The sequence below is a fragment of the Rothia nasimurium genome, assembly GCF_928391935.1.
In the GTDB taxonomy this organism is placed as follows: Bacteria; Actinomycetota; Actinomycetes; order Actinomycetales; family Micrococcaceae; genus Rothia; species Rothia nasimurium_D.
In genome coordinates, this window is the sequence record NZ_CAKMTD010000010.1 from 1 (window position 1) to 23,303 (window position 23,303).

General features: G+C 61.0%; 24 protein-coding genes and 1 pseudogene. 12 read left to right on the forward strand and 13 right to left on the reverse strand.

Annotated features, from left to right (window positions below):
• Positions 1-191: 191 nt before the first annotated feature.
• The 5 genes from L7A15_RS09210 to L7A15_RS09230 all read left to right on the forward strand — a co-directional run bounded on the left by L7A15_RS09210 (position 192) and on the right by L7A15_RS09230 (position 5,705).
• Entirely contained in the window at positions 192-1,856 is a 1,665-nt protein-coding gene (locus L7A15_RS09210) for an alpha-keto acid decarboxylase family protein (RefSeq protein WP_237209036.1), read from the forward strand.
• A gap of 217 nt (positions 1,857-2,073) precedes the next feature.
• Positions 2,074-2,595, forward strand: a complete 522-nt coding sequence (locus L7A15_RS09215; protein WP_237209038.1) for a flavin reductase family protein — start codon at positions 2,074-2,076, stop codon at positions 2,593-2,595.
• Between the two features lie 149 nt (positions 2,596-2,744).
• Positions 2,745-3,986 carry an acetylornithine deacetylase gene (locus L7A15_RS09220; protein ID WP_237188366.1) on the forward strand — a complete coding sequence of 414 codons (1,242 nt, stop codon included), beginning with the start codon at positions 2,745-2,747 and terminating at the stop codon, positions 3,984-3,986.
• Positions 3,986-4,345, forward strand: a complete 360-nt coding sequence (locus tag L7A15_RS09225; RefSeq protein WP_237188364.1) for a hypothetical protein — start codon at positions 3,986-3,988, stop codon at positions 4,343-4,345. The genes L7A15_RS09220 and L7A15_RS09225 overlap by 1 nt, the downstream gene beginning before the upstream one ends.
• A gap of 34 nt (positions 4,346-4,379) precedes the next feature.
• Entirely contained in the window at positions 4,380-5,705 is a 1,326-nt protein-coding gene (locus L7A15_RS09230; protein WP_237212464.1) for a hypothetical protein, read from the forward strand.
• A gap of 4 nt (positions 5,706-5,709) precedes the next feature.
• On the opposite strand, the gene L7A15_RS09235 is transcribed toward L7A15_RS09230, so the two are convergent.
• The 6 genes and pseudogenes from L7A15_RS09235 to brnQ form a co-directional block, all read right to left on the reverse strand.
• On the reverse strand, positions 5,710-6,672 hold the full coding sequence (locus L7A15_RS09235) for an MIP/aquaporin family protein (RefSeq protein ID WP_237188360.1): 963 nt from the start codon (positions 6,670-6,672) through the stop codon (positions 5,710-5,712).
• Between the two features lie 232 nt (positions 6,673-6,904).
• Positions 6,905-7,285 carry a fluoride efflux transporter FluC gene (locus L7A15_RS09240; protein ID WP_237209039.1) on the reverse strand — a complete coding sequence of 127 codons (381 nt, stop codon included), beginning with the start codon at positions 7,283-7,285 and terminating at the stop codon, positions 6,905-6,907.
• On the reverse strand, positions 7,282-7,683 hold the full coding sequence (locus tag L7A15_RS09245; protein ID WP_237188356.1) for a fluoride efflux transporter FluC: 402 nt from the start codon (positions 7,681-7,683) through the stop codon (positions 7,282-7,284). Before L7A15_RS09245 ends, L7A15_RS09240 begins: the two co-directional genes overlap by 4 nt.
• A 24-nt stretch (positions 7,684-7,707) precedes the next feature.
• Positions 7,708-7,830 (reverse strand): hypothetical protein, encoded by a 123-nt coding sequence (locus tag L7A15_RS10700; RefSeq protein ID WP_272878637.1) that lies wholly within the window; start codon positions 7,828-7,830, stop codon positions 7,708-7,710.
• Positions 7,831-7,834: 4 nt separating this feature from the next.
• A pseudogene (locus tag L7A15_RS09250) lies at positions 7,835-8,011 on the reverse strand (DNA-binding response regulator); the annotation flags it as partial.
• A 450-nt stretch (positions 8,012-8,461) separates the two neighbouring features.
• Positions 8,462-9,808: a branched-chain amino acid transport system II carrier protein gene (gene brnQ, locus L7A15_RS09255; protein ID WP_237188355.1), complete on the reverse strand. Its 1,347-nt coding sequence runs from the start codon at positions 9,806-9,808 to the stop codon at positions 8,462-8,464.
• A 145-nt stretch (positions 9,809-9,953) separates the two neighbouring features.
• Between brnQ and L7A15_RS09260 the strand changes: the two genes are divergently transcribed.
• Complete coding sequence (locus L7A15_RS09260; RefSeq protein WP_237209040.1) at positions 9,954-10,808, forward strand: PRD domain-containing protein; 855 nt, start codon at positions 9,954-9,956, stop codon at positions 10,806-10,808.
• Between the two features lie 98 nt (positions 10,809-10,906).
• Here the strand turns inward: L7A15_RS09260 and L7A15_RS09265 are convergent, their stop codons facing one another.
• Positions 10,907-11,761 carry a hypothetical protein gene (locus L7A15_RS09265; RefSeq protein WP_237209041.1) on the reverse strand — a complete coding sequence of 285 codons (855 nt, stop codon included), beginning with the start codon at positions 11,759-11,761 and terminating at the stop codon, positions 10,907-10,909.
• Positions 11,762-12,199: 438 nt separating this feature from the next.
• Between L7A15_RS09265 and L7A15_RS09270 the strand changes: the two genes are divergently transcribed.
• From L7A15_RS09270 to L7A15_RS09280, 3 genes are all read left to right on the forward strand, one after another.
• Positions 12,200-13,285, forward strand: coding sequence for an LLM class flavin-dependent oxidoreductase (locus L7A15_RS09270; RefSeq protein ID WP_237209042.1), 1,086 nt, complete (start codon positions 12,200-12,202; stop codon positions 13,283-13,285).
• A gap of 12 nt (positions 13,286-13,297) precedes the next feature.
• Positions 13,298-14,086 carry a CE1759 family FMN reductase gene (locus L7A15_RS09275; RefSeq protein WP_237188347.1) on the forward strand — a complete coding sequence of 263 codons (789 nt, stop codon included), beginning with the start codon at positions 13,298-13,300 and terminating at the stop codon, positions 14,084-14,086.
• A 321-nt stretch (positions 14,087-14,407) separates the two neighbouring features.
• Complete coding sequence (locus tag L7A15_RS09280; RefSeq protein ID WP_237209043.1) at positions 14,408-14,887, forward strand: MarR family winged helix-turn-helix transcriptional regulator; 480 nt, start codon at positions 14,408-14,410, stop codon at positions 14,885-14,887.
• Between the two features lie 80 nt (positions 14,888-14,967).
• Here the strand turns inward: L7A15_RS09280 and L7A15_RS09285 are convergent, their stop codons facing one another.
• From L7A15_RS09285 to L7A15_RS09305, 5 genes are all read right to left on the reverse strand, one after another.
• The gene (locus L7A15_RS09285; protein WP_237188345.1) at positions 14,968-15,210 is read right to left on the reverse strand and encodes a hypothetical protein; all 243 of its coding nucleotides are present in this window, start codon (positions 15,208-15,210) and stop codon (positions 14,968-14,970) included.
• 22 nt (positions 15,211-15,232) lie between these two features.
• The gene (locus tag L7A15_RS09290; protein ID WP_237209044.1) at positions 15,233-15,610 is read right to left on the reverse strand and encodes a hypothetical protein; all 378 of its coding nucleotides are present in this window, start codon (positions 15,608-15,610) and stop codon (positions 15,233-15,235) included.
• Positions 15,611-15,792: 182 nt separating this feature from the next.
• On the reverse strand, positions 15,793-17,559 hold the full coding sequence (locus tag L7A15_RS09295) for a cation:proton antiporter (RefSeq protein WP_237209045.1): 1,767 nt from the start codon (positions 17,557-17,559) through the stop codon (positions 15,793-15,795).
• 94 nt (positions 17,560-17,653) lie between these two features.
• The gene (gene bioB, locus L7A15_RS09300) at positions 17,654-18,859 is read right to left on the reverse strand and encodes a biotin synthase BioB (protein ID WP_237209046.1); all 1,206 of its coding nucleotides are present in this window, start codon (positions 18,857-18,859) and stop codon (positions 17,654-17,656) included.
• Positions 18,860-18,996: 137 nt separating this feature from the next.
• The gene (locus L7A15_RS09305; RefSeq protein WP_237209047.1) at positions 18,997-19,683 is read right to left on the reverse strand and encodes a hypothetical protein; all 687 of its coding nucleotides are present in this window, start codon (positions 19,681-19,683) and stop codon (positions 18,997-18,999) included.
• 81 nt (positions 19,684-19,764) lie between these two features.
• On the opposite strand from L7A15_RS09305, the gene L7A15_RS09310 reads away from it, so the two are divergent.
• From L7A15_RS09310 to L7A15_RS09320, 3 genes are all read left to right on the forward strand, one after another.
• On the forward strand, positions 19,765-20,340 hold the full coding sequence (locus L7A15_RS09310) for a TetR/AcrR family transcriptional regulator (protein ID WP_237209048.1): 576 nt from the start codon (positions 19,765-19,767) through the stop codon (positions 20,338-20,340).
• Positions 20,341-20,350: 10 nt separating this feature from the next.
• Positions 20,351-21,724: a galactokinase gene (locus L7A15_RS09315; protein ID WP_237209049.1), complete on the forward strand. Its 1,374-nt coding sequence runs from the start codon at positions 20,351-20,353 to the stop codon at positions 21,722-21,724.
• Between the two features lie 130 nt (positions 21,725-21,854).
• The gene (locus L7A15_RS09320) at positions 21,855-22,022 is read left to right on the forward strand and encodes a ribosome recycling factor (RefSeq protein ID WP_237209050.1); all 168 of its coding nucleotides are present in this window, start codon (positions 21,855-21,857) and stop codon (positions 22,020-22,022) included.
• 391 nt (positions 22,023-22,413) lie between these two features.
• Here the strand turns inward: L7A15_RS09320 and L7A15_RS09325 are convergent, their stop codons facing one another.
• Positions 22,414-23,205, reverse strand: coding sequence for a rhomboid family intramembrane serine protease (locus tag L7A15_RS09325; RefSeq protein ID WP_237209051.1), 792 nt, complete (start codon positions 23,203-23,205; stop codon positions 22,414-22,416).
• Between the last annotated feature and the right edge of the window lie 98 nt (positions 23,206-23,303).

The window sequence follows — 23,303 nt, forward strand, 5'->3', positions numbered from 1 at the left end:
TAGCAACGGTCTTGTCCGGTATGGCTTGAGGTTATTTGTAGAGATTTAACGCTCATATTTTTGCCGCGGGTGGGGCCGTTGTCTAGTTGGTGGGTGTGGGGTGCGTGTCTACTTTTGAATAAGCCTCACTACACTAGTTATGAATGTTGCAGGTCATACAACCTGCTGTGTTTGCTACCAAGGAGTCAATGATGACCTATACCGTCGGTAATTACATTCTCGATCGTCTGGCTGAGCTGGGTGTTGACAAGGTTTTCGGTGTGCCCGGGGACTTCAACCTCTTCTTCCTCGACGACGTCCTGGCGCACGAGAAGCTGGATTGGGTGGGCAACGCGAATGAGCTTAACGCCGGGTATGCGGCGGACGGCTACGCCCGCGTCAAGGGCCTGGGTGCCCTGGTGACCACCTACGGCGTCGGCGAACTGTCAGCTATCAACGCAACCGCCGGTTCCTATGCGGAGAACGTGCCCGTCATTCATATTGTGGGCGCCCCCAGTCTGGCTGCTCAGAACTCCCACCTGCGTATGCATCACACCCTGGGTGATGGCGATTTCAAGCATTTCATGCGTATGGCCTCCGAGGTTTCTATTGCCGCTGCTGCGATTCACCCGGCGACCGCTGCGTCCGACATTGACCGCGTGATCCGCACCGCCGTCGTCCACCGCAAGCCTGGCTACCTCATGCTGCCGGTTGATGTGTCTACTATGCCGACCCAGCCTCCCGCCCGTCCGCTGGACGTCAACCGCCACGTCTCCTCCCCCGACATCGAGGCTGTCTTTAAGGACGCCGCCGCCGAGTTCATGCGGGGCAAGAAGGTCACCGTGCTGGCCGACATCATGGCTGAGCGCCTGGGGGCCGTGGGCGAGGTCCGTGACTTGGTCACCGAGACCAAGTTCCCCTTTGCCTCCCTCATGTGGGGTAAGGCCGTGCTGGACGAAACCGAACCCAACTTCGCGGGAATCTATGTGGGTGGCCTGTCGGCTGAGCCCACCCGCAAGGTGGTTGAGGAGGCCGAGGTCCTGCTCTGTGTCGGTGTTGAATTTACTGATACCACTACCGGCATATACTCACATCAGATTGACTTTGGCCGGGTTATTAATGTTGCTGCTGAGAGCACTAGCATCGCAGGCCGCCACTATGCCCCGCTGACCATGGCCCGGGCCCTGGATATCCTCAAGGAAGTTGCCCTCGACCTGAAACTTGAGGGCACAGCCTTTGAGGCCCCCGCTGATGAAGAGCCCCTGCCTAAGATCACCAACAAGGCCCTCACCCAGGACACCCTGTGGAAGGTACTCTCCTCCAACCTGGATGAGAAGAACACCGTGGTGGTCGATATGGGCACCTCCTTCTTCGGCATGGCAACCCGCAAGTTCCCCCGCGACTCCCGCTTCATCGGTATGCCCCTGTGGGGTTCTATCGGCTACTCGATTCCGGCCCTGCTGGGTGCCGCCATGGCTGATACGGACTCGCGTGGCGTCCTCATGGTGGGCGACGGCTCAGCCCAGCTGACCATCCAGGAGCTCGGCACCATCATCCGGGAGAAGGTCAACCCCGTGATCTTCCTGATTAACAATGACGGCTACACCATTGAGCGGTCGATCCACGGTGTTGAGGCCGAGTACAACGACATCACCGCCTACGACTGGTCTAAGATCCCGGCGGCCTTTGGCGGCACCAAGGAGAACACCGTCGTCCTGCGGGCCAAGACGGTAAGCCAGTTCAACAAGGCCTGCCAGGTGGCCAAGGAGAACCGTGACAAGCTGGTATTCATTGAGGTAGTCACCGCCCCCATGGATATGCCTGAGCTGCTTGAAAAGTTCGGCGCCCAGGCAGCCCAGCTCAACAAGAAGAAGTAGCGCAAGAGGACGTCCCCGCCCCCTGGGCGGGGATTCGTCTTAAGTGGGCAGGTTTCTGCCTTTTGTTACAGCAGGTTCGCGTAACAGAGTCATAGTTCTACTCATAGGGGCAATATGTGAGACGACGCTAGGGTTTAGCCCCGTGGGGGTTCTAGGCTAAAAACCAAGCGCTGATGCGCTGTAGTCCCCAAGCAGCCGCACAAAGGAAACCAAACCCATGAGCACCCATATCGACATTACCGAGAAGACCGCAACCGACCTCTTCTGCGAGGCCTTCGGCGCCCAGGCAGCAGGCGTCGCTATCATCACTGCGGAGGGTGCCGACGGGAAACCCGGCGGCTTGACCATCTCCTCCCTGTCATCGGTTTCCGCTGAGCCCCCTATTGTGTCCTTCTCTTTCAAGGACCGCACCGGCTCCGCCGCCCGCATTGTTGACGCTGATTCTTTTCTGATTCACCTGATCGGTGCCGAGAACGTTGAAACCGCCAAGCTCTTTGCTGTCAGCAAGGCTGATAAGTTCGGTGATACCTCCACCTGGGATCGCCTACCCACCGGTGAGCCCCTCCTGCACGGTATTAGCCGGGTTCTGCGCGTCAAGCCTATCGGCACCCTGAATGCTGGCCCGGCCGTCGTCTTCACCGCTGAGGTCACTGACTTTATCCGCCACGACGCCAACGCCACCCCCACGGTCTACCACGCGCGTCGTTTCCACGGCCTGGGTGACCACTCGGCCCTGTAATACTTCTGAAGAATATGCCCGCCACGTCCTTATATGACGTAGTGGGCATATTTTTATGTGGGTATTTATGCCCTTAGGGTACCCAACCACCACCCCGCGAGTAAGCTAAAGATAAGAGTCTGCACCCCTGCGTCCGAAAGGTAATTTCTGTGAGCACCCCCGCCTCCCTCCCCTGGATTGAAAAGCTCATTGCCGCCCCGTCCATCAGCCAGACCAGCAACCGCCCCGTCCTCGACCTGCTGGCGGCTGAGTTTGAGAAGTACGGCCTGACCCCGCACTACACCTACAGCGAGGACGGCGAACGCGCCAACCTGTTCGTGACCGTCCCTGCCGCGGACGGCTCGACGGACGGTGGCGTAGTGCTGTCGGGGCATACGGACGTGGTGCCGGTTGAGGGCCAGGCCTGGACGGTCACCGACCCTTTCACTCCCCTGGTGAAGGACGGCAGGCTCTACGGACGCGGGGCGTCGGATATGAAGTCTTTTATTGGGTCAGCCATGTGGCTGCTGCCCCAGTTGCGTGAAGCGGAGCTGGTGAAGCCCGTTCATTTCGCTTTTTCTTATGACGAGGAAATTGGTTGCGTGGGTGCGCCTGCCATGGTGAGAGATTTTAAGGATCGCGGCATTAACCCGGATTTTGCGGTGATTGGTGAGCCGTCCATGATGCAGGTGATTTCTGCCCATAAGGGGGCCCACCGGGGCCGGGTGACTTTCACGGGCATTGCCAAGCACGCCTCTTTGGGCCCACACGGGGTGAATGCCCTGGCGCCGGCGGCAGAGTTTATTACTTTCTTTGAGCAACTGGCCGGGCATTGGCGGGAGAACGGCCCCTTTGATGAGGGGTTTGTGGTTGCCCATTCCACTGGTGGGGTGAACTTTGCCCGTGGTGGTATTCAGTACAACATTGTGGGTGAGCATGTGGTGTTGGAGTATGACTTCCGCACGGTTCCCCAGATGACCACCGGCGAGGTTGTTGCCCAGATTGAGGCCAAGATTTCAGATGATCTGTTGCCTGCACTCAAGGCGCGGGCTGCGGACGCTGAGGCCCTGGCTGGCGCTGCGTCTGGCGAGTTTGTGGACGCCGTGGGTATCACCCATGAACTTCTGGCGGCTGTGCCTGCCCTGGGAACCCCTGACGGTGCTGAGATTATTGCCCTGGCTAACGGGTGGGCGGGGCGCCCCGGTTCCACGGAGGCCCAGAAGGTTACCTACGGTACTGAGGCTGGCCAGTTTGCCCTGTATGGCGAGTTGCAGGCGGTGGTGTGCGGTCCCGGCGATATCGCCCAGGCTCATACCCCCAATGAGTGGATTGAGCTGGCCCAGATTGAGGCCTGCGACCGCTTCATGCTCAAGGTACTGGAGTGGGCTAGCCAGGAATTAGGGAGAAGATGATGACACCCCAGGACGCAGGTGCGCGACCCCGTCGGCGTATTCGGGTTTTTCCGGAGTGGGGAGTGGATTTCCCCCTGTGGGGTGCTCCCAGTGAGCTAGAGCAAGCCGGAGAGTACCCCTACCCTTATGACCCGGACGATTTACCCCAGGTTCCGTCTGACCTGGTGGAAGAGCTTGCAGCCTGGTCACAGGCGTGGGTGACCCGGGCAGCTGAAGAGATGGGTGAGATCCCTCCCCATCCCCTCACCCAGCAGGAACGCTACCAGGAAGAACTGGACTGGAAGAACCAAGGTAAGACCCTGGTAGAGAACCTGCGGGCAGTTTTAGGGGATGACTTCGAGATTATCTATGAGGGCTAGCCAGGAATAGGGCCGGGTATCTAGACTGGGCCCTATGAGTGCCTCATATCACTTTATCCCCTATCCGTCGGCGCCGGGCCTGCACCCGGCCCTGGCCGGTATTCTGACGGTCCCCGTCAGCCTTGAGCGGGCGGGTGAACCCTCCCTGCTGGTCTATCTTCAGGGAGAGGTGGAACAGCACCTGCCCCAGCCGCCCGGCCGGGGAAAGATTACCGTCACCTACCGACCCGACACCGTGGCAGGGGTGCAGGTCAAAGCCCTCTATCGCGCTGGGCACGGAGAGTGTGCGGACGCCGGCACCTGGCAGATTACCGCCTCGTCGGCTCCCCTCCTCGGTGGGGAGGGGCTCCCCGTCCTAACCGAAACCAGCCCGGGCGTCTTTCAACCTGCCGTTATGGGTGATGAACTCACCGAGGAACTGGAGCTTCTCGCTGGCTTTTGCCGGGGCGTCCGCGCCCTGATTGACCGGGAACTGGGCAACCAGCCCCACCCGGCGGCCTGGCCCCGGCTCACACCCGGGGTAGTAACCCGCTGTAGCAACCTGCCCTATCTCACCTCTGCCACCCAGGCGGCATCAGAGGTCGATCTAACCCTAGCCCTGCCCGCCTCTCCGCTGCGCTGGTGGGGGTTCGTACCCGTCCGCCCCTCCTGTGACAAGGTGCGGGGCCTAGCAGCAACCGCCAGCAGGGCACGGCCTGAGAGCCTGTGGCCCGAAGGGTTCTATAGGGACTACTCCCAGGCGCAACAGGGCTACCGACCCGCCACCCTGCGCCGTGTGGCCAGCACCGATACCGATTGCTGGGTACTGAAGCTGAGTTGGCTCAACAGCATGACCCTGTATGTTCAGCGCAGCGGCACCTGGGATATTGTCTACGGCTCCCCGCTGGTAGGGGCCCAGGAAAACCTCCCCTTTACCAGGGGCAAGTACGAGGTGGCGGACGTCCGCGCCGCATCTTCCCTAGAACCCCTGGTACGGGCGATTCACCGGGATCTCTACGAGGAACCCGGACTGCCCCCGGTAACGCAGTGGCGTATCGGGCCGCATTCGCAGACCGTGCACCTGGCCCTTGCCAATGACTGGGGAGAATTTTTCCCCCTCTGGTACGCCGACGGGAAAGGTCTGGCAGAGGATCTTGAGCTGGCACCGTCCACCCGGCAGTTGCTGGGCAACTGGGCCAGCCTCTGGGAAGACCTGGACATGGACCCGGAAGACCCCGCCAACCGCAAAACCCTGGCCTGGCGGCAGCTGGGTGAGAGACTGCGCGAGACCCTCACTAGCGAACTGGGTGCGGGCTACACCGTCAAACTCCATCTGGTGAGCCGCAGCCAGCCCTGGAGCGAGCTGCAAGACCGCGCCTAGCGACCTACTCCCAGAAAGCCCTCTTCTGCACGACCGGGATTTTGCCGGTGGGCACATAGGTGGCGGCGGCGGACGCGGCGGTAGCCTCGGTATCCTCCACCTGGGGGAGCACCTCAGCCGACTTAGACCGGTACATGTGCTTGTTAGCCCACAGGCCAAACCCGAGCACAACCAGGGCCAGCAGGGCTGAAACCACCTGGAAGACAGAGAACTGGCCGTCGTAGTAGAGCTTGAAGAAGGACCCGCCCATCATGCCACCAGCGATGGGGGCGCACACCGGCACCCAGGCGTAGTACCAGCGGGAGCTACCCTTACCGTGAATAGGCAACAGGGCGTGCATGAGGCGGGGGCCGAAGTCGCGGGCCGGGTTGAGGGCAAAGCCGGTCTGGCCGCCCAGACCAATCACCAGCACAGTGACTAGGAAGCCAAAGGCCAGGGGCTTGAGCACATGGTTCAGGTTGAGGGCCAGGGCTGAACCTTCAAGGACGGGGGTGAAGTTAACCCCCACATAGAGGGCCGAGAAGACCAGCAGGAAGGTACCGATAATCTCTGACAGGGCGTTGGTGAAGTAGTTGTGAATGGCCGGCACAGTAGCAAAAACACCGAGTTTGATCTTGCGGTCGGCGGTTGCCTTCCAGTGGGGCAGGTAGTTGAGGAAGACGAAGCCCGCACCCACCATGGCACCGGCAACCTGGGCGATGATGTAGCCGGGCACCATGGCCCAGTCGAACTCCCCGTAGGCGGCGAGGCCAATGGACACAGCGGGGTTGAGGTGGCCGCCTGAGTAGGCGTGGGAGGCGTAGACGCCGAAGGTAACGGCGAAGCCCCAGCCGAAGGCGATGGTGAAGAAGTTGTCGCCGTGGCCTTTGGAGCGGCGTAGTTCGACGGTGGCAATGACGCCGCAGCCGATGGTCACCATGATCATGGTGCCCAGGAATTCGGCCAGGTAGGGGCTGATGGTGTTCACGGGTGTCTCCGGCGGGGTCGGGGGCTTGGTGGGGCTGCCCCCAGAACCAAGGTATTGCTTTACTTGGCTTTAAGTGTGAACGAGTGGGTTTCTTCCAACAAGGCTTAGGGGTAAAAGTTCTCTTACCCTTAAGCCATTTTTAGCCCTCCACCCCGACCCCTGTGACTAAGCCCGCAGCCGAGGACTCACATAGCAAGACAAACCCGGGGCGGGGCGTCCTGTCTCAGGCCCCTTAGAAGAGGCCCCCCAAGCCCAGGCCACCGGCGGCGGCCAGGCTTGTTGCCAGCAGCTGGCCCAGGGTCAGGACGAGCGCCTCCCGGCGGGCGGGGGCCTGGGCAGCTTCGAGGAGGGCGCTGGAGAAGGTGGTGTACCCGCCCAGGAACCCCACCCCCACGACCAGGGTGATATTTTCTGTAATTACAAAACTTTCCGCAGGTGGAATAGGCCCTGCCAGCCACCCCGTCAGCACCCCTAAAAGAAAGGACCCGGTCAGGTTCAGAAAGAATGTCCCTACCGGCATAGACCCATGCCATAGCCGCTTAAAAAGGGAATCAATCAGATACCGGGCAACAGCCCCAGCACCCCCGGCCACAAAAACAAGAAGGTAGATCATAACGCCCCTCGATCCGCCCAAACCCGGCCTAGTTTCAGGCCGACCACAGCCAGCAGGTAGCCGCCCACTAGCGAGGCCCCGCCATACAGCAGGGCCCAACCCCAGCGTCCGTCCTGCCCCAACTGCACCATGCCCAGGGCCAGGGTGGAGTAGGTGGTAAACCCGCCCAGCAGGCCTGTTCCCAGCAGAAGCCGGGCAGCTCGCACCCTAGGGGCTGCCTCCCGCAGGGCCAGGTAGCCCGTCAGGCACCCCAGGGCTAGGGCCCCCACCAGGTTGATCACCAGCACAGGCAGGGGGAAGAGGGGCGACGGCCAGGCCGCCAGCAGGAGGGCCCGGGCCAGGGCGCCAGTACCTCCGCCGATAAAGACAAGCCATAGATCAGGGGTTTTCAGGGTCACAGCCTCAGGCTACCACTGCCCTGGTTAGAGCACCTGGGTCAGGGCGGCCCCGGCCACGCTGGTGAGCATGAGGGCCAGGTAGAAGGCGAGCGGGGTAACGATGTCGGGGGTTCCGGGGGCCAGGGAAAGTTCTTGTGTTTCAGTCATAGGCGAGGGCGGAGGGGCCGTCCCCTGCGGAGCGCACCTCCCAGCCGGTCATTTTGAGGGCTACGCTGACTAGTTCTTCGAGCATGCGTTCGTCGTCGACGACGAGGGCGCGGATGGGGGAGCCGTCGGGGTGTTCAAGGGCCGGAAGGTTCTTGGCGATATCGGTTGCTGTGCTGCTCATATTCTAAGAGTAACTAATTGAAGCTCTCTCGGTGGCTTAGAAGGCTCTTGCTTGTGAACTGCTCAGTAAGAACTTGTTTGATTCTCAGCTGGTTCATAGGGAGGATGATTCGCCCCGGACTTTTTAGGGGTTGCAACATAGCCTTTTTTAGGCTCATGACATGGTCAATTCACTTTATGACCGTCTGTCGTAATGGTTGTGTCCGGCAAGTTTATTTCTAGCCAGGTATCAGGTAAAGTTTTGCACAGGCTGTCAATTGTTTATTTTTGAAGAAACTTTATGACGGGTTGCCTAGAGGCCTTCTAAGTTTGAGTTGAATGAACCACCTCGCAACTCGTGAGACGGGCTCGCGTTGATGGTTGTGGTTCCCCTCAGCGCGAGCCTCTCAAGTAAAAGGGTCTTGTTCCGCTTCTACGGAGCAAGACCCTTTTTTCTATTCTCTGCCCGGGGTTATCTGGTGCGGTTTCGGCCTAGTGCCAGGTCGATTCCCGCTCCGAGGGCGGCGGCGATGAGGGTTGGCAGGAACCAGCCTAGGTCGTAGGCGTGGCCCGGTGCCCAGCTGATGATGGGGGCAATAGCTTCGGTTCCTACGCCGTGTGAGTTCAGGGTCATGAGGAGGGCCCAGGCCACTGCAACCCAGAGGGCTAGGCGGTGGGTGAAGTGCATCCAGGGGGTGCGAAGGGCTGCTTCAATCAGGGTCAGGACGACCAGGGTAATAGCGGGCGGGTACAGGGTGGTGATGATGGGGATAGCGAAGCTCATCATGCCTTCTAGGCCGAAGGAGGCCAGGATGAAGGCGACGAGGGTGAAGATGATGGCCCAGGTGCGGTAGGAGATGGTTGGGATGAGTTCGGCGAAGAAGGAGCTGGTAGCGCCGATGAGGCCTACTGACGTGGTGAGGCAGGCTAGCAGCACGATCAGGCCGAAGACGACGGCCCCTGCCTTGCCCATGGTGAGGGAGGCGGCGTCGGTGAGGAGGGCGGCGCCGTCCTTGTACCCTTGCCCGTTATCAAGGTGGGCTCCGATGTAGGCCAGGCCCAGGTAGACCGCTCCTAGCAGCAGGCCGGCGATAGTGCCGGAGACAACGACGCCCCGTAGGAGTTCGCCGCGTCCGGTGATTCCGCGGGACTGGAGTGAGGCGATCACAATAATGCCGAAGGCGAGTCCGGCCAGGGAGTCCATGGTGAGATAGCCCTGCACGAAGCCGGTGGCGAAGGAGCCGGTGGCGTAGTGTTCCAGGGGGTCGGCAGGAGGGGTGCGGAGGGTGAAGAAGCTGACGACTACCAGCACTGCCAGCAGCAGGACGAGGGCCGGGGTCAGGTATTTGCCCAGGGCGTCGACGATGCCGGTGGGGTTCATGGCGAGCACGAAGGATAGGCCGAAGAAGAGGGCTGCGAAGAGGATGAGGGGCAGGGGGCCTGCCTCCAGATTGAGTCCTCCCAGGTAGGGTTCAACAGCCATGGCGTAGCTGACGGAGCCGGTGCGCGGCAGGGCGTAGAGGGCGCCAATGGAGAGGTAGACCAGGGGCGGGAAGAGCAGGACGAAGAGGCGACCACCCCGACCTGCGAGGGCGGTGAGGTCGCGGCCGGTGACGGCCAGGGCGATGACAGCCAAGATAGGCATCAGGACGCCGGTGGCCAAGAACCCTGTAATGGCAGGGGCGGTGTTGGTTCCGGCTTCTGCACCGAGCTTTGCAGGGAAAATGAGGTTACCTGCACCGAAGAACATGGAGAACAGCATGAGGGCTGTCATGACGACGGTGGTCAGGGGTGTGGGGTGGGCGGTTTGTGGTTTCATCACTCCTGCTTCTTATTTGGACTAGAGAGTTTATGTTACTCCCGTTGAATAAAACCGGACGAGGGGCGGTTAAGTGCCGGAGTGACGCCGCTCGGTAAACTAGTAAGGATATCTGCCGGTTTTTACCCATTTCATGAAGGGGGTCATGTTGCGCATTTCACGCATTTATAACAATAATGTGGCGCTGGCCCGCTCGTATTCGGGCGAGGAGATGGTGGTCATTGGTCGCGGCCTTGCCTTTGGTAAGCGTAAGGGCGATATGCTCGACCCCACCCTCATTGAGCAGACTTTTGTACCCGAGCAGGGTACCTCTGATGAGAACCTGGCCTGGTCTTTGGCGAAGATTCCGTCGGAGATTCTGGCTGTTGCAACTGAGCTTGAGTCCTTGGTGAAGGCCGAGGGCATTACGATTGCCCATTCTTTTGTGGTTCCGGTGGCAGATCACGTTAATTTCGCGGTTGAGCGGGCCCGCAACGCCCTGGATGTGGATTATCCTCTGGCCTTGGAGGTGCGGCAGCTGTACCCGCAGGAGGTCCGTTTTGGGGAGAGGGCCCTGCAGTTGATTCGCGAGCGCCTGGGGGTTGAACTGCCTGAGATTGAGGCGATCCCCCTGGCGATGCATCTGGTGAATTCGCAGTTTGAGTCTGCGGGCATGGCGGGTACCTACCGTATGACCGAGATTTTTGCTGAGATTTTTGAGGTGATTGGGGCTGGTTTTGGTGGGCCGACGGATCGTTCATTGATGAGTGCGGCTCGTTTTGTGACCCATTTGCGGTATTTGTTTGTGCGTGCCCCCCAGTTGGGTAAGGTGGGGGCGGACGCAGCCGTCCCCCTTCTTTTGGAGAGCATGAAGGACGCCCACCCCAAGGCTTTTACTGTGGCGGTGAAGGTGAAGTTGGTGCTTGAGAATCATTTGGATCAGGTGCTGACGGATGATGAGCTGACGTATTTGACGATTCATATTGCTCGTCTGGCTCGTGATCAGTACGGGACCTCATAAGCCCCACCCTGCGTCCACCCCGTCACCACCACCCCCGTATCTCTCCCATGACCCCCGTGATTTTCAAGGGGGTGGTGAGAGAACCTAGGGGGTGTTCTTTATCTGTTGCCCAGGCCCAGGGACCGTAACCTACCCATGAGCAGCTCCGGCCGCTGCGCCAAGTCCCCCCAGGTCGCCCTGACTACAGTCCACCCTGCTAGTTCTAGTTCCCGCTGCCTTATGGCGTCGTTACGTAACTGGGCATCGGTCGGCCTGTAGGCACCGTAGTACTTGTGAAGGCCATCCACCTCCAGAATCACTTTCAGATGTGGCCAGGCAAAATCAGCCCGGTACCACCTGCCCGAGGGAGTCTCAATACCATACTGTTGCACCGGCATCTCAAGACCCCCCTCATACAGACGGAGGCAGGCAAAAGATTCCAGGGGAGATTCGCTCAGCGGGCTCATCACCTCAGCAATCACCCGGAGCTTCCGGCACCCTTTCCCCTGGGCCTGACTCAATCGGGCACGGGTCTGCACCCCATCCAGCTGCCCTTGCCGCAGCAGGTAATCAGCAATCGCCAAAGACTCATGGAGGGGCATATTCTTCCCGCAGTCCACAACGGTGTCGAGGGGACTTGTCATTTTCAGGCCAGCCAACTCCACGGCCCGGTCACAGAGTTCAGGTCGAGGGCTATGAAGAACAGCCTGCGGATGCCCGGCCTTATGCGCCCTGGGCAAAGAGAGGTGCACCTTGGCAGGGAGCTCAAAAAGCGGGGCGCCCCAAACGAGAGCCGCCGACTGATGGCTCACCACTGCGGTGGGGCGAACTTTTGCAAGAGCAGCGGTCACCGCCAAAGCCCGGTCAGCGGGTTGGGTACATTCTTTGACGACGTCGCCCACAAGGTAGATTCCGTGGGTCAGCCGCACGATATCCCCGCGGCGGCGCTGCGAACTGATGAGGTTGTTACTCATTCCAGCTCGTACCAGTTGCTGGTGGGTGCGTAGCGACGAAGCTATCTGTGAGAAGTCAGGAGCCATATAAAAACCCTGACAGATATTGATTCCCCTCATCAAACCGGGCATAGAGCTCCTGTGGATAACTTTTATTTCAGCCAGTCAGGCGTATGTGGGGCGCCGAGTCACAGTCCCGTCACAAGTGGTTGACGCCCCTGCAGGTGCGGACGCCACTTCCCACCACAGCCCCCTGATAGTGGAATCCTGCGCCCCGTCGTCCTGATCCCATCACCCCCACATTTCTCCCATCACCCCCGTGAATTTCAAGGGGGTGGTGAGAGAACTTAGGGGGTAACCTGACCCGCCATCCCACACCTGAAAATACTTTACAACGAAAGTATTTTAGGGTAGGTTAAAACCATCGAAGCGAAACCACCATCATGAAAGGCCCCCACCATGCAATTCGGCATCTTCTCCGTCGGCGACGTCACCATGGACCCCACCACCGGCAAGACCCCCAGCGAACACGAGCGCCAAAAGGCCATCGTTGAAATCGCCAAGAAGGCAGACGAGGTTGGCCTGGACGTCTTTGCCGTCGGCCAGCACCACAACCCGCCCTTTATTGCGTCCTCACCGACCACCACCTTGGCCTACATCGCAGCCCAGACCAAGAACATCCTGCTCTCCACCTCCACCACCCTGATTACCACCACCGACCCCGTCCGCATTGCTGAAGACTACGGCACCCTGCAGCACCTGACCGACGGCCGCATGGACCTCATGCTGGGCCGCGGCAACACCGGCCCCGTCTACCCCTGGTTCGGCAAGGACATCCGCCAGGGCGTCAACCTGGCCATCGAAAACTACGCCCTACTGCGTAAGCTCTGGAGTGAAAAGGTCGTCAACTGGTCCGGCAACTTCCGCACCCCGCTCAACTCCTTCACCGCCACCCCGCAGCCCCTGGACGGCACCGCCCCCTTCGTCTGGCACGGCTCGATTCGCACCCCCGAGATTGCCGAGCAGGCCGCCTACTACGGGGACGGGTTCTTCCACAACAACATCTTCTGGAACAAGGAGCACACCCAGCAGATGATCAACCTCTACCGCGAGCGCTACGAACACTACGGCCACGGCACCGCCGAGCAGGCCATTGTGGGCCTGGGCGGGCAGGTCTTCATGAGCAAGAACTCCCAGGACGCTGTCACCAAGTTCCGCCCCTACTTCGACAACGCTCCCGTCTACGGTGGCGGCCCCTCCCTGGAAGATTTTGCTGACCAGACCCCGCTGACTGTGGGCTCCCCCCAGCAGGTCATTGAGAAGACCCTCTCCTTCCGCGACTACGCTGGCGACTACCAGCGTCAGCTCTTCCTGGTAGACCATGCAGGCCTGCCCCTCAAGGAAGTTCTGAACCAGATCGACATGCTGGGTGAGCAGGTTGTGCCCGTCCTGCGCGAAGAGTTCGCTAAGCTGCGCCCCGCCGGTGTACCCGAGGCCCCCGTCCACCCCCGCTACGCAGCCCACCTGGCTGAGCAGGGCAAGTAGGGAGGACAAGTCGTGAGCACCCCGTCAATTGTTGTTGTCACAGCGGGTTTGGGCGAGCCGTCCACCACCGCCCTGCTGGGTGAGAACCTGAGCGAGGCAACCGGGCAAGCCCTGGGTCGAGCCGGAGTTGAGGCGAACTTCACCCATATCTCCCTGCGCTCTTTAGCCAAGGACATCACCAACCACTACCTCACAGGCTTCCCCCTGGGGGCACTGGCTACCGCCCTGGATCAGGTGCGCGATGCTGACGCGATTATCGCAGTCACCCCGGTCTTCAAGGCCAGCTACTCGGGGCTTTTCAAGAGCTTCTGGGATTTAGTGGAGGACGGCTCTTTGGCCGGCAAGCCCGTGCTGATTGCTGCCACCGGCGGCACCGCCCGCCATTCGCTGGTGCTGGAGACGGCCATGCGTCCGCTCTTTAGCTACCTCAAGGCAACAGTCGCCCCCTCGGGCGTCTTTGCCGCTACCGACGATTTTGGCTCCGATACCAACCTGGCTCCGCGCGTTGCTAAGGCAGCGGCCGAGTTCGCCCAGATGATTTTGTGGGCCCGCAACCTCCCGGGTATGTCGGGGCAGGACGCGGGCACCCCGGGGCAGGCAGGCCAGGCCAGCGAGCTGGGCTCAGCCCAGGAGGCTCCGGAGCCCCAGGATTCCCAGAACCCCGCCAATGCCGGCTTCTTCTTTGGAACCCTGGAGGGCTCGTCGTCCTCCCATGCCTCACCCGAGACCTATAAGGCTCCGGGACTCAAGGCCCTGCAGGTCACCCCTTTTGAGCAGTTGCTTCGTGAGGCTGGCCAGTAGGTTCTTCTGGTCAGACAGGCCAGCTAAAACATCCAGCCCTACCAGCACTATTCACGGCTACCCACCCCGGGGTGGCCGTGAATTATCTATGTTTTCAAAAATTTGACTACTTTTTCAGGTCAGGAAAGCAAATTTCTGACAACATATTTAAAAAGAAAGTGCACGTGGCAGGCAGGTTCCCCCGAGTGCCTGTATTAATATTTCACTCATGTACTCCCCTCCAAAAATTTAAGGCGCTACGCTGAATCTGTATTAGAGATTTTTTCCTGAAAGTCTCCTGAACCACAGGCCAGCCCCAGCAGGCCAAGGAGAGGAGGTTCAATGATCGAACCGAAAGTAGGCGGGCTCACCGCCGACCAGGAAAATCTGTGGAAACGCTACACCGAGGCTCTTACAACCCTCAGCGTCCACCTCGACCGCCACCTTAAACACGAGGTAGATAGCAAACTGGCAGAGTACCGGCTCTTAGGCGCGATCATAGATTTTCAAGAAGCTCCCGGCTCATCCCCGGAGAGCCCCATCCGCATGCAGACCCTGGCCCGCGCCACCAACGTCTCAGCGTCCCGGCTTACCTACCAGGTCAACAGCCTGGAGAAGTTGGGGCTGGTGCAGAAGGTGGATATCCCTACAGATAAGCGCGGCAAGGGCGTTATTATCACTGAGGAAGGGCGCAAAAAGTACAACAAGGCAACCCTCGTCTACAACAGGGAGGTATATACACTCATGTTCGACGGGGCTCCCCAGGAGCTGGAGCATGCGCTCGCTGAGTTTACCCGTCGCGTCCGCGCCAGAATAGATTAGCGTCTCAACAGCATGGAAAAGCCGCCCCGGTAGCGTAAGAGCTACCGGGGCGGCTTGCGTCTGACGCCCTCGGGTAGGGGTTAGTTGCCGCCCTTTTCAGCGTCAGGGGCAGGGGCTGCCTTGGGGACGATGCCGACACGCTGGGCCTTGTAGAGCTGCTCCCGGTTTGCGAGCACCACCAGGGCCATAGCGTTGAGGGCCAGGCCGATGATGAAAACAATCCAGCCGATGACCATGAGGGAGGTTCCACTCAAGATTGCGCCAACGATGAGGGCGGTGACGGAGACCAGGTAGGCCGGGGACAGCAGGAAACGGGTATCCATGGTGAACCTCTACAGGATAGAACTAGCGGACGCGGGGGGCGCCGGACGGACGGGGGCGGAAAATGCGGTCTTCATCGGTAGCCTGGTTGGCCTCAGCATGGACGATGGGCTGGGCTTCAGTGACAGGTTCAGGTTCGATGTCGTGGGCAGGGCCGGCGCCTTCTGCCTCTTCGGACTCCCCTTCAGGGCCGTGGGTTCCGGTGAGAACTGCGGGCAGGGCCCCGCCCTTGAGGCGCTGGATAATGACCAGGGTTGAGAAGACGTTCAGACCGAGGCCCAGGACGATGATAATCCAGCCAAGCACCCATACCCAGGTGGTGTTTGAGCCACCCATCAAGGCGCCGGCGCCGATGGCTGCGAGGGAGGTGAGGTAGGCCGGGGAAAGGTCTGAGGTATCCATTGATCCTGATTCTGTCGTACCCCCACAGGATAGATTCCATGTGAGGAATATATGATTTGGGGTGGGCTTACCTGCCCAAGAACATAAGCCTCCTGGGGCATAAGCACTTATACATCCTAAGCGATTATCCTCAGAATTTCTTGAGAGTTACCTCCCCGGTACCCCGAATCACCCACCATTACCTACTCGGGGCGGGCGCGGACGTCCTCAACCAGGGGGAGCTGGCGGGTAGCCACCCGCTGGGCCTCCTCTTCAATCTCCTTTTGGGCCGAGATAATGCGCATCTCGGTGGTCTTGAAGAGCTGCTCTGCCTTCTCCCGATCCAGCTTGTGCTCGCCGTTGATGAAGGACTTAGGCAGTGACATAGTCAGGACCCCAGCCCCCTGGTCCATGGCGTCCTGAGCCTGCACCTGCACGTCAATCTGGTAGAGCACGTTGCTGACCACCTCGTAGTCGTACTTGTTGCGGACCTCCAGCACGGCAGCCTGGGCAGCCAGCACAGCCTGCTGTCGCACCAGGTTCATAAACTCCCGCTGACGCTGGCGCTCGGCCCAGCGGTCCTGGAAGTCACCGGACTTCTGGCCCTCCTCGATCCGGTCCATCATGCTGGTCATAACCTGTTTGAACTGCTCGAAGGAACGCAAGTCCCCGCTCTCTGACACCGTCTTATACATGGATTTCCACATGGCCTGCTGGGCAAGCTGCATGAGCTCTTGTTCCTCGTGGTCGTCCTTTTCAGCCGTGGCACTCACACCCAGCACCCGCACCAGCCAGGGCAGGGTCAGGCCGGGGAAGACCATGGTGAAGAAGAGAACGGTCAGCACGATAAAGACAGCCTCGGTGCGCATGCCGTCGGCTGTGGCGGGCAGGGTCAGGGCGAGCGCCAGGGTGACCAGGCCGCGCATACCGGCCCAGGTCATCACCAGCACCTCAGCAAAGGAGCGCGGGGTGGTGCGGCGGGAGCCCCGCCAGCCGCCCCACAGCCACATGCCGGTCAGCCAGGCCAGGCGGGTGCCGATGGCAACGGCTGAGATCAGTACGCCGTGCCAGATCATGGTGAGCACGTTGCTGTCAGCGGTGTAGAGGAGTTCGCCAGCCTGCAGGCCGATCAGGCCAAAGGCTAGGCCGGTGACCAGCATTTCAAGCACGTTCCAGAAGGCGGTGTTGGAGAGGCGCTCTTCGGCGGTGAGGTCGGCGCTGTAGCTGGCCATGTGAATGGCGGCGATGACCACAGCCACGACGCCCGAGGCGTGGAGTTCTTCAGCGATGATGTAGACACCAAAGGGGATCACCAGGGTCAGGGCGCTTCGGCCAACCGGGTCGGACAGGTTGCGGCGCAGGGCGCTTCCTGCCCACCCCACGGCTAGGCCCAGTAGCACGGCAACCACCGCGCTGTAGGCGAAGCGGCCCAGGGCAGAGACGGGTTCGGGGTCGGTTCCGGCGGTCAGGGCCGCTAGGGCCACCTGGAAGATTACGAGGGAGACGGCGTCGTTGAAAATGCCCTCGGTTTGCAGGTTTGAGATGACCCGGCGGGGGATCCCTACGGGCTCGGCTACCGCTTCAACCGCTACCGGGTCGGGCGGGGCGACGGCCGCCCCAATGGCCAGGGCCAGGGCCAGGCTGATACCGGGCACAATCATCCAAGTGGCCCACCCCACCACGAGGGCAGAGACGGCGGTGAGGGCCAGGGAGTAAATCAGCACGCTCCGCCAGGATCGGCGGAGCATGCCCCAGGTCACCCGCTGGCCGATAGCCCACAGGAGGGGCGGGAGGAAGATCGGAAGAATAATCTCGGGCTCGATATGCAGGGTGGGCATTTGTGGAATCACAATGACGACGCCGGTCACGAGGGTCAAGAGGACGGGCCAGGGCAGGTTGAGCCTGTCCCCCACACTCACCAGCACCACGGTTGCCAGGAGCACCACGGCTATCACTATGAGAACTTCCACGTTCTAATCCCTCTCTGTCGGCCCAACCTACAGGTTTAACTCTAGTGCCTTAACCTCAGTTAAACCTGTGCCCGGGGCAGGGTTTCCTGTGAGGTTAGAAGTTGGGGGTAGCGTCCGTCCCGACGCCCCGGCGGCGGATTTCGGGGACGATGACCTCCCCGCTGCCGTCCTGCCCGGGGGTATGGGTGCCGCAGGCCCCGGAGCTGCACCCGCCGCAGCCGCCGGAGGCCCCACAGGGGGCGAGGGCCGGGGCGGTTTCTTGGGCTAGGTCTACCCCATGGGCGCGGAGGTAGTCTTCGTGTTCGGCGACCAGGTCGCGGTCTTCGGCGCCGAGGACGACGAACCCGCCGTCCCGAATCATTTTCAGGTCGTCGAGGGCGGACTGGCCGGTGGAGGTCAGGTAGTCGCCCAGGAAGAGGGAGTTGACGACGTGCAGGGCCAGGGGTTGGAGGGTGCGAAGGTGCATTTCGCGGCCGCCTGCCATGCGGAGTTCCTTGTCGGGGGCGACCATGCGGACGGTGGCTAGGATACGGAGGCAGCGCATGGGGGTGAGTTCCCAGGTGCCAGCTAGCGGGGTGCCTTCGAAGGGCATGAGGAAGTTGACGGGGATGGAGTCGCCGCCTAGGTCGCGTAGGGCGAAGATGGCGTCGACGAGTTGCTCGTCGGTTTCTTTCATGCCGACGATGAGGCCGGAGCAGGCGGAAAGTCCGGCGTCGTGGGCGCGGGCGACGGTGTCGAGGCGGTCTTGGTAGGTGTGGGTGGTGCAGATGTCGGCGTAGTGGTCTTCGCTGGTGTTGAGGTTGTGGTTGTAGGCGTCCACTCCGGCTTGTTTGAGGCGGTCGGCCTGGCCGTCCTTGAGAATGCCGAGGCAGGCGCAGACTTCTACCTGGGGGTGTTCTTCTTTGAGGCCTTCGACCATGTTGGCGACGCGTTCGACGTCGCGGTCGGTGGGGCCTTTGCCGGAGGCGACCATGCAGACGCGGGAGGCGCCGCCTGCTATGCCGTAGCCGGCTTGTTTGATGGCTTCGTCGGTTTTGATCCAGGTGTATTTGAGCACTTCAGCTTCGGAGCCGAGGCGTTGGGAGCAGTAGGTGCAGTCTTCGGGGCAGAGGCCGGATTTGAGGTTGACGAGGTAGTTTACTTTGACGGTGTTGGCGAAGTGGTGGCGGCGCAGGCGGGAGGCGGCGTCGACGAGGGCGAAGGTTTCGGCGTCGGTGGCGGTGAGCATGGCAAGGGCTTCGTCGCGGCTTGCGGGCTGGCCAGCCAGGGCGCGGTCTGCGATAGCTGAAAAGTCGGTCATGGAACTAGTGAACACTTTTTTTGAACAGTGTTCAAATTAAGGGGCTTTATGACCCTAGGTACCATTTAAAACGGAAAAACCCACCAGCCAGGTGGGTTTTTCCGATTGAAATGGTACCTACTCGATCGGGGGGAGGGCTAGGAGCCGCAACCGCCAGAGCCACAGGCGCAGTTGCCCCCGCAGCCGCCCGCCTGGGCACCGGCCAGCACCACCTCAGCGTAGGCGGCAGCATCCTCAACACCCAGGCCCTCCAGATGCTGAACATACTCAGCAACCAGATCCCGCTCCCCCGCCTCAGCAATCGTCAAGCCAGCCCCAACAATCAGCTTCAAATCCTCAAACACCAGGCGCGGCTCATCCTGGCTAACATTCAGCTCAAGAGAATCAACAGCCCCCATAGCCAGCGGCTGCAGGGAACGCAGGGTGGTTTCGCGGCTCAGCCCCAGGTGCAAGCTCCGGGCAGGGTTGGCGACGCGGGCCGCCGCCAGCACCCGCAGGGCCTCCATGGGAATCAGGGAGGCCTCCCCGGCCACAAAGTCCACGCGCAGGGCGTCATCGGCAGTATCAAGCAGAGTGGCGGTCAGGGCGTCGGCGTCGAAGGGGGCGGCAACTTCCACCAGGACGCCTGCCCCCGGCTTTTCCGCCCCCAGCAGGTTGGTGACAGTCACGGTGGGCCCGCAGTGGGTGTTACGCAGCTCGGCGGCGAACTCCATGAGGGCGAAGGTGGCGGCGGGGCTGGCCGTCAGGATGTCGTGGAGGTCGTCGGGTGTAGCGGCTTCTCCGGCGCGGAGGCGGCGGGTGAGGTCTGAAAAGTTGAGTGTCATACCCTCCAATCTACTCCTGATGTGAGGCACATCGGGCCGGACTGGCTGTTCACCGCCTGCAAAGTAGGCCACAATGAGGGGGTGGCTTTAACCCGTGAAAAAATTCTTGAGACTGCCCTTGAGGTGCTCCGCTCTTTTGGCTTGGCTGACCTGTCTATGCGCCGGTTGGCGACTGAGCTGGGGGTGGCACCTGGGGCCCTCTACTACCATGTGAAGAACAAGCAGGAGCTGCTGGGGTCCCTGGCTTCCCGCATGTTGGAGGCGGTTCCGGTGGAGCCTGCCCCGGGTGGGGCTGAGGGGGCAGGACGCGCCCGCCCGGCCCTGCTGGACGCCACCGGGAATCTCTACCGGCAACTTATTCCCATTAAGGAATCTTCCGAAGTCATCCGGCTTGCCCTGGCCCTATCGCCTGAGATGGAGTCCAGGGACCAGCTCACCCTCCTGGGCCTGTTTGCAGACCACTTATCATCTATTACCCCACCGGAATATAGCGCCCTAGCTGCTGAAAGCCTCCTCCACCTGGCCCTGAGCCTCATTGAGCAGGAACAGACCCGGGCCCTCCTCACCAGCAGCACCCCGCCCGCCGAGCCACCGGCGTCCTACCAGCTCACGCTCACCGCCCTCATCACCGGCTACACCCACCTCACCAACCAGTAAGAAGACCACCGTGACCTTTCGTGTAGAGCCCACCTGGGCCACCCTGCCCAACCACCAGCAGCAAATCGAAGCAGCCCGATTAGCCTTCATCGACAAGTACGGGGTAGAGCCCGACGGCGTCTGGTCGGCCCCCGGCCGCCTCAACCTCCTGGGTGAATACATTGACTTCTTAGGCGGCTCCTGCATGCCCATGCCCCTGCCCTACCGCACCTATGTGGCAGGCAGGCTCCGCACGGACGGCGTCCTACGCGCCACCTCCCTCCAAATGCCCGGGGACGACCGCACCGTCGTGATCCGCGAAATCACCCCCGGCACCTTCAAGGGCTGGTTCACCTACGTTGCAGGCGTTGCCTGGGCCATGAACCAGGAAGGGGGCAAGGATATCTCCCTCCCCCACGCCTTCGGCGCTGACCTTTTGATTACCTCCCAGGTTCCGGTGGGCGGCGGGCTCTCCTCATCGGCTGCCCTTGAATGTTCCACCGCCCTTGCCCTCTTAGAGCTCTCCTGCCCCCTCCGCAAGGATTGCGACTGCACCGAGGCCATTCCCGATGACCGTTCCCCCCGCAACGACGCCCTCCGCACCCGGCTTGCCGCCGTCTGCATGCGGGCTGAGAACGAGGTGGCAGGGGCCCGCACCGGCGGCCTGGACCAAACCGCCTCCCTGCGGTCAGAACCGGGCAAGGCCCTGGTGGTAGATTTCCGGGACTTCTCCATTGAACCGCTCACCGTCGATGTGGCGAGCGCCGATTTGGGGTGGCTGGTGATCAATACCAACACCCCGCATGAGCTTGCCGGGGGCGAATTTGCTGCCCGCCGGGCAGCCAACGAAGCCGTCACCGACGCTATGGGACTTGATTACCTCCGCAACGCCCTCCCCGGGGACTTGACCTGCGCTGGCCTGAACGAACGTGAAGCCAAGCAGCACCGCCTGGATTTGGTAGACCACACCGTCAACCGGGCCCTGGACGCCCTAGAAGAGGCCGGGGTCCCCCTGGATTTTCCGCGCGGCTGGGTGCGCCATACCCTGCATGACATGACCCTGGTAGAGCGGGCCGCCTACCTGCTCAAAACCCCGGATACTACCGGCCAGGTGGCATGGAAGGAGCTGGGCCGCCTCTTCACCGAGAGCTTTGTATCAATGCGCGATGAGTTGCGAGTGTCGCGCCCTGAGATTGATGTGGCGGTTGACACCTGCCTGAAGGCCGGGGCTCTGGGCGCCCGCCTGGTTGGCGGTGGTTTTGGCGGGGCCGTCATGGCACTTATGCCGGCTGACCTGGTCGAGTCTGCAGCGGAACAGGTGACCCTAGCCTACGCCCAGCGGGGCTTTGCAGACCCTGAGTTCCTCCCGATGGTGGCAGGAAGCCCGGCTGACCGCGACCTCTAAAAACTCTCCTGTGATTTTGGGCGTGCCGAACAGGTTTCAGGGGTTTTTCTCATCGTGGAGCTCTACACTGTGAACAGGAAGAACGATTCGTTTTTCTGTATCTCGCATTTTTAGATGAAAGGGGAACCTCATGGGTTTCGATCTCAACAGCGCAATCAACGACGGTATCGACAAGGCTAAGGACATCGTTAACGAGAAGGTTGGCCAGGAAGTTGTCAACGAAGAGCAGGCCCAGCAGGCTAAGGACGCTGCTGCTGGCGTTGCTGGCAAGCTGACCGAAAAGTTCGGTGGCCAGTAAGTTCTAGTTTTTAGATCTTGTGTGAGGGAGGCTCCCCCGTGGGGCCTCCCTTTCTTGTGCCCTGTGTGGGGCTGGGTTGTCGGGGCTGTGGGGGTCTGGTCTTCCCCGGAGGGAAGAATTTTTTGAAATTACAGGTTTTCTACAGGCTGCGAATGAAAGTTATCCACAGGTGGGGATAAAACTGGGGAAATCTCTTACACCCGTGTAATTCACCCTGTTTTTAAGGCTCTTTTGAGCTATACACAGCTTTTTAACATCTGTGGAATTACACTCTTGTATTTATCAACAGCTGTGGATAAACCCTGTGGAGAACGTGCTTGCAGCCCCAAACCACCAAAAAACCGGGGCCAGGTAAATCCCTGACCCCGGTCGCGTCCTCACCCCCCTTTTTTTAGCGGGAAGGACGACCACGCCCCCTCTGCCCGGAGCTAGGCAGGCGGTCGAGCGCTGAAGCAATGAGGGCACCTGTCACCAGACCACCCAGGTGGGCCTCCCAGGAGATGCCGGGCATCAGGAAGCCAAAAGCAAAGTTAATCGCAACCAGGATGATGATGCTGTTGGTACTCTGCTGGCGGGCCCGGGCAATCGCAAAGAAAGCCCCGAAGAGGCCGAAGACACCGCCAGAAGCACCCAGGGTAGCGACATTCATATCACCTGTGACAAAGGCAGCGATGAGGTGAACGGCTACTGACCCACCCAGAATTGAGCCCAGGTAGGTGGCCAGGAATTTCCAGCGGCCCAGAACCGGCTCCAGGGCCTGGCCGAAGAGGTAGAGGGTGAACATGTTGAGGCCCAGGTGGGTGAAGTTGCTGGGTGAGTGTAAGAAGCCAGCCGTCAGCAGGCGGTACCACTCTCCCGTTACCTCAACGTAGAGCGGGACGTAGATACCGGCCCGGGTCACCGCCGGGAATATGAGCTGCAGGAGCCAGAGTGCCACGTTCCCCCCGATGAGGGTGTAGGTGACAAGTGGCTTGGCCGTAGCGTACCGAACCTTGGGGGCTGCTTTCTGGGCAGCGGCCAGGCAGTCCACGCACATCATGCCCACCTCAAGCGGCACTTGACAGGCCCCGCAGGCTAGCCGCCCGCAGCGTCCGCACCGCACATAGGTCACCTGGTCGGGGTGCCGCGGGCACACCGATACGTCCCCGCTGTTATAGCCAAATTGGCCTGCCTGCTCGCTCACGCGCTCGTCCTTTCACCTGCGGCGTTAGCCGCTCACGCAAAAATTTTTTTCTAGGGGGTAGAGCAAAGGCCCACCCAGGGCGGGCGGGCCTTATGCTG

What these genes read in the sequence shown, in the direction of transcription:
- L7A15_RS09285 (WP_237188345.1), bottom strand. Translation starts at nt 15,210, where the DNA reads ATGGATACCCGTTTCCTGCTGTCCCCGGCCTACCTGGTCTCCGTCACC.
- L7A15_RS09230 (WP_237212464.1), top strand. Translation starts at nt 4,380, where the DNA reads ATGAGTGCCTCATATCACTTTATCCCCTATCCGTCGGCGCCGGGCCTG.
- L7A15_RS09215 (WP_237209038.1), top strand. Translation starts at nt 2,074, where the DNA reads ATGAGCACCCATATCGACATTACCGAGAAGACCGCAACCGACCTCTTC.
- L7A15_RS09260 (WP_237209040.1), top strand. Translation starts at nt 9,954, where the DNA reads ATGTTGCGCATTTCACGCATTTATAACAATAATGTGGCGCTGGCCCGC.
- L7A15_RS09240 (WP_237209039.1), bottom strand. Translation starts at nt 7,285, where the DNA reads ATGATCTACCTTCTTGTTTTTGTGGCCGGGGGTGCTGGGGCTGTTGCC.
- L7A15_RS09305 (WP_237209047.1), bottom strand. Translation starts at nt 19,683, where the DNA reads ATGACACTCAACTTTTCAGACCTCACCCGCCGCCTCCGCGCCGGAGAA.
- L7A15_RS10700 (WP_272878637.1), bottom strand. Translation starts at nt 7,830, where the DNA reads ATGACTGAAACACAAGAACTTTCCCTGGCCCCCGGAACCCCCGACATC.
- L7A15_RS09225 (WP_237188364.1), top strand. Translation starts at nt 3,986, where the DNA reads ATGACACCCCAGGACGCAGGTGCGCGACCCCGTCGGCGTATTCGGGTT.
- brnQ (WP_237188355.1), bottom strand. Translation starts at nt 9,808, where the DNA reads ATGAAACCACAAACCGCCCACCCCACACCCCTGACCACCGTCGTCATG.
- L7A15_RS09210 (WP_237209036.1), top strand. Translation starts at nt 192, where the DNA reads ATGACCTATACCGTCGGTAATTACATTCTCGATCGTCTGGCTGAGCTG.
- bioB (WP_237209046.1), bottom strand. Translation starts at nt 18,859, where the DNA reads ATGACCGACTTTTCAGCTATCGCAGACCGCGCCCTGGCTGGCCAGCCC.
- L7A15_RS09270 (WP_237209042.1), top strand. Translation starts at nt 12,200, where the DNA reads ATGCAATTCGGCATCTTCTCCGTCGGCGACGTCACCATGGACCCCACC.
- L7A15_RS09320 (WP_237209050.1), top strand. Translation starts at nt 21,855, where the DNA reads ATGGGTTTCGATCTCAACAGCGCAATCAACGACGGTATCGACAAGGCT.
- L7A15_RS09290 (WP_237209044.1), bottom strand. Translation starts at nt 15,610, where the DNA reads ATGGATACCTCAGACCTTTCCCCGGCCTACCTCACCTCCCTCGCAGCC.
- L7A15_RS09280 (WP_237209043.1), top strand. Translation starts at nt 14,408, where the DNA reads ATGATCGAACCGAAAGTAGGCGGGCTCACCGCCGACCAGGAAAATCTG.
- L7A15_RS09265 (WP_237209041.1), bottom strand. Translation starts at nt 11,761, where the DNA reads ATGAGTAACAACCTCATCAGTTCGCAGCGCCGCCGCGGGGATATCGTG.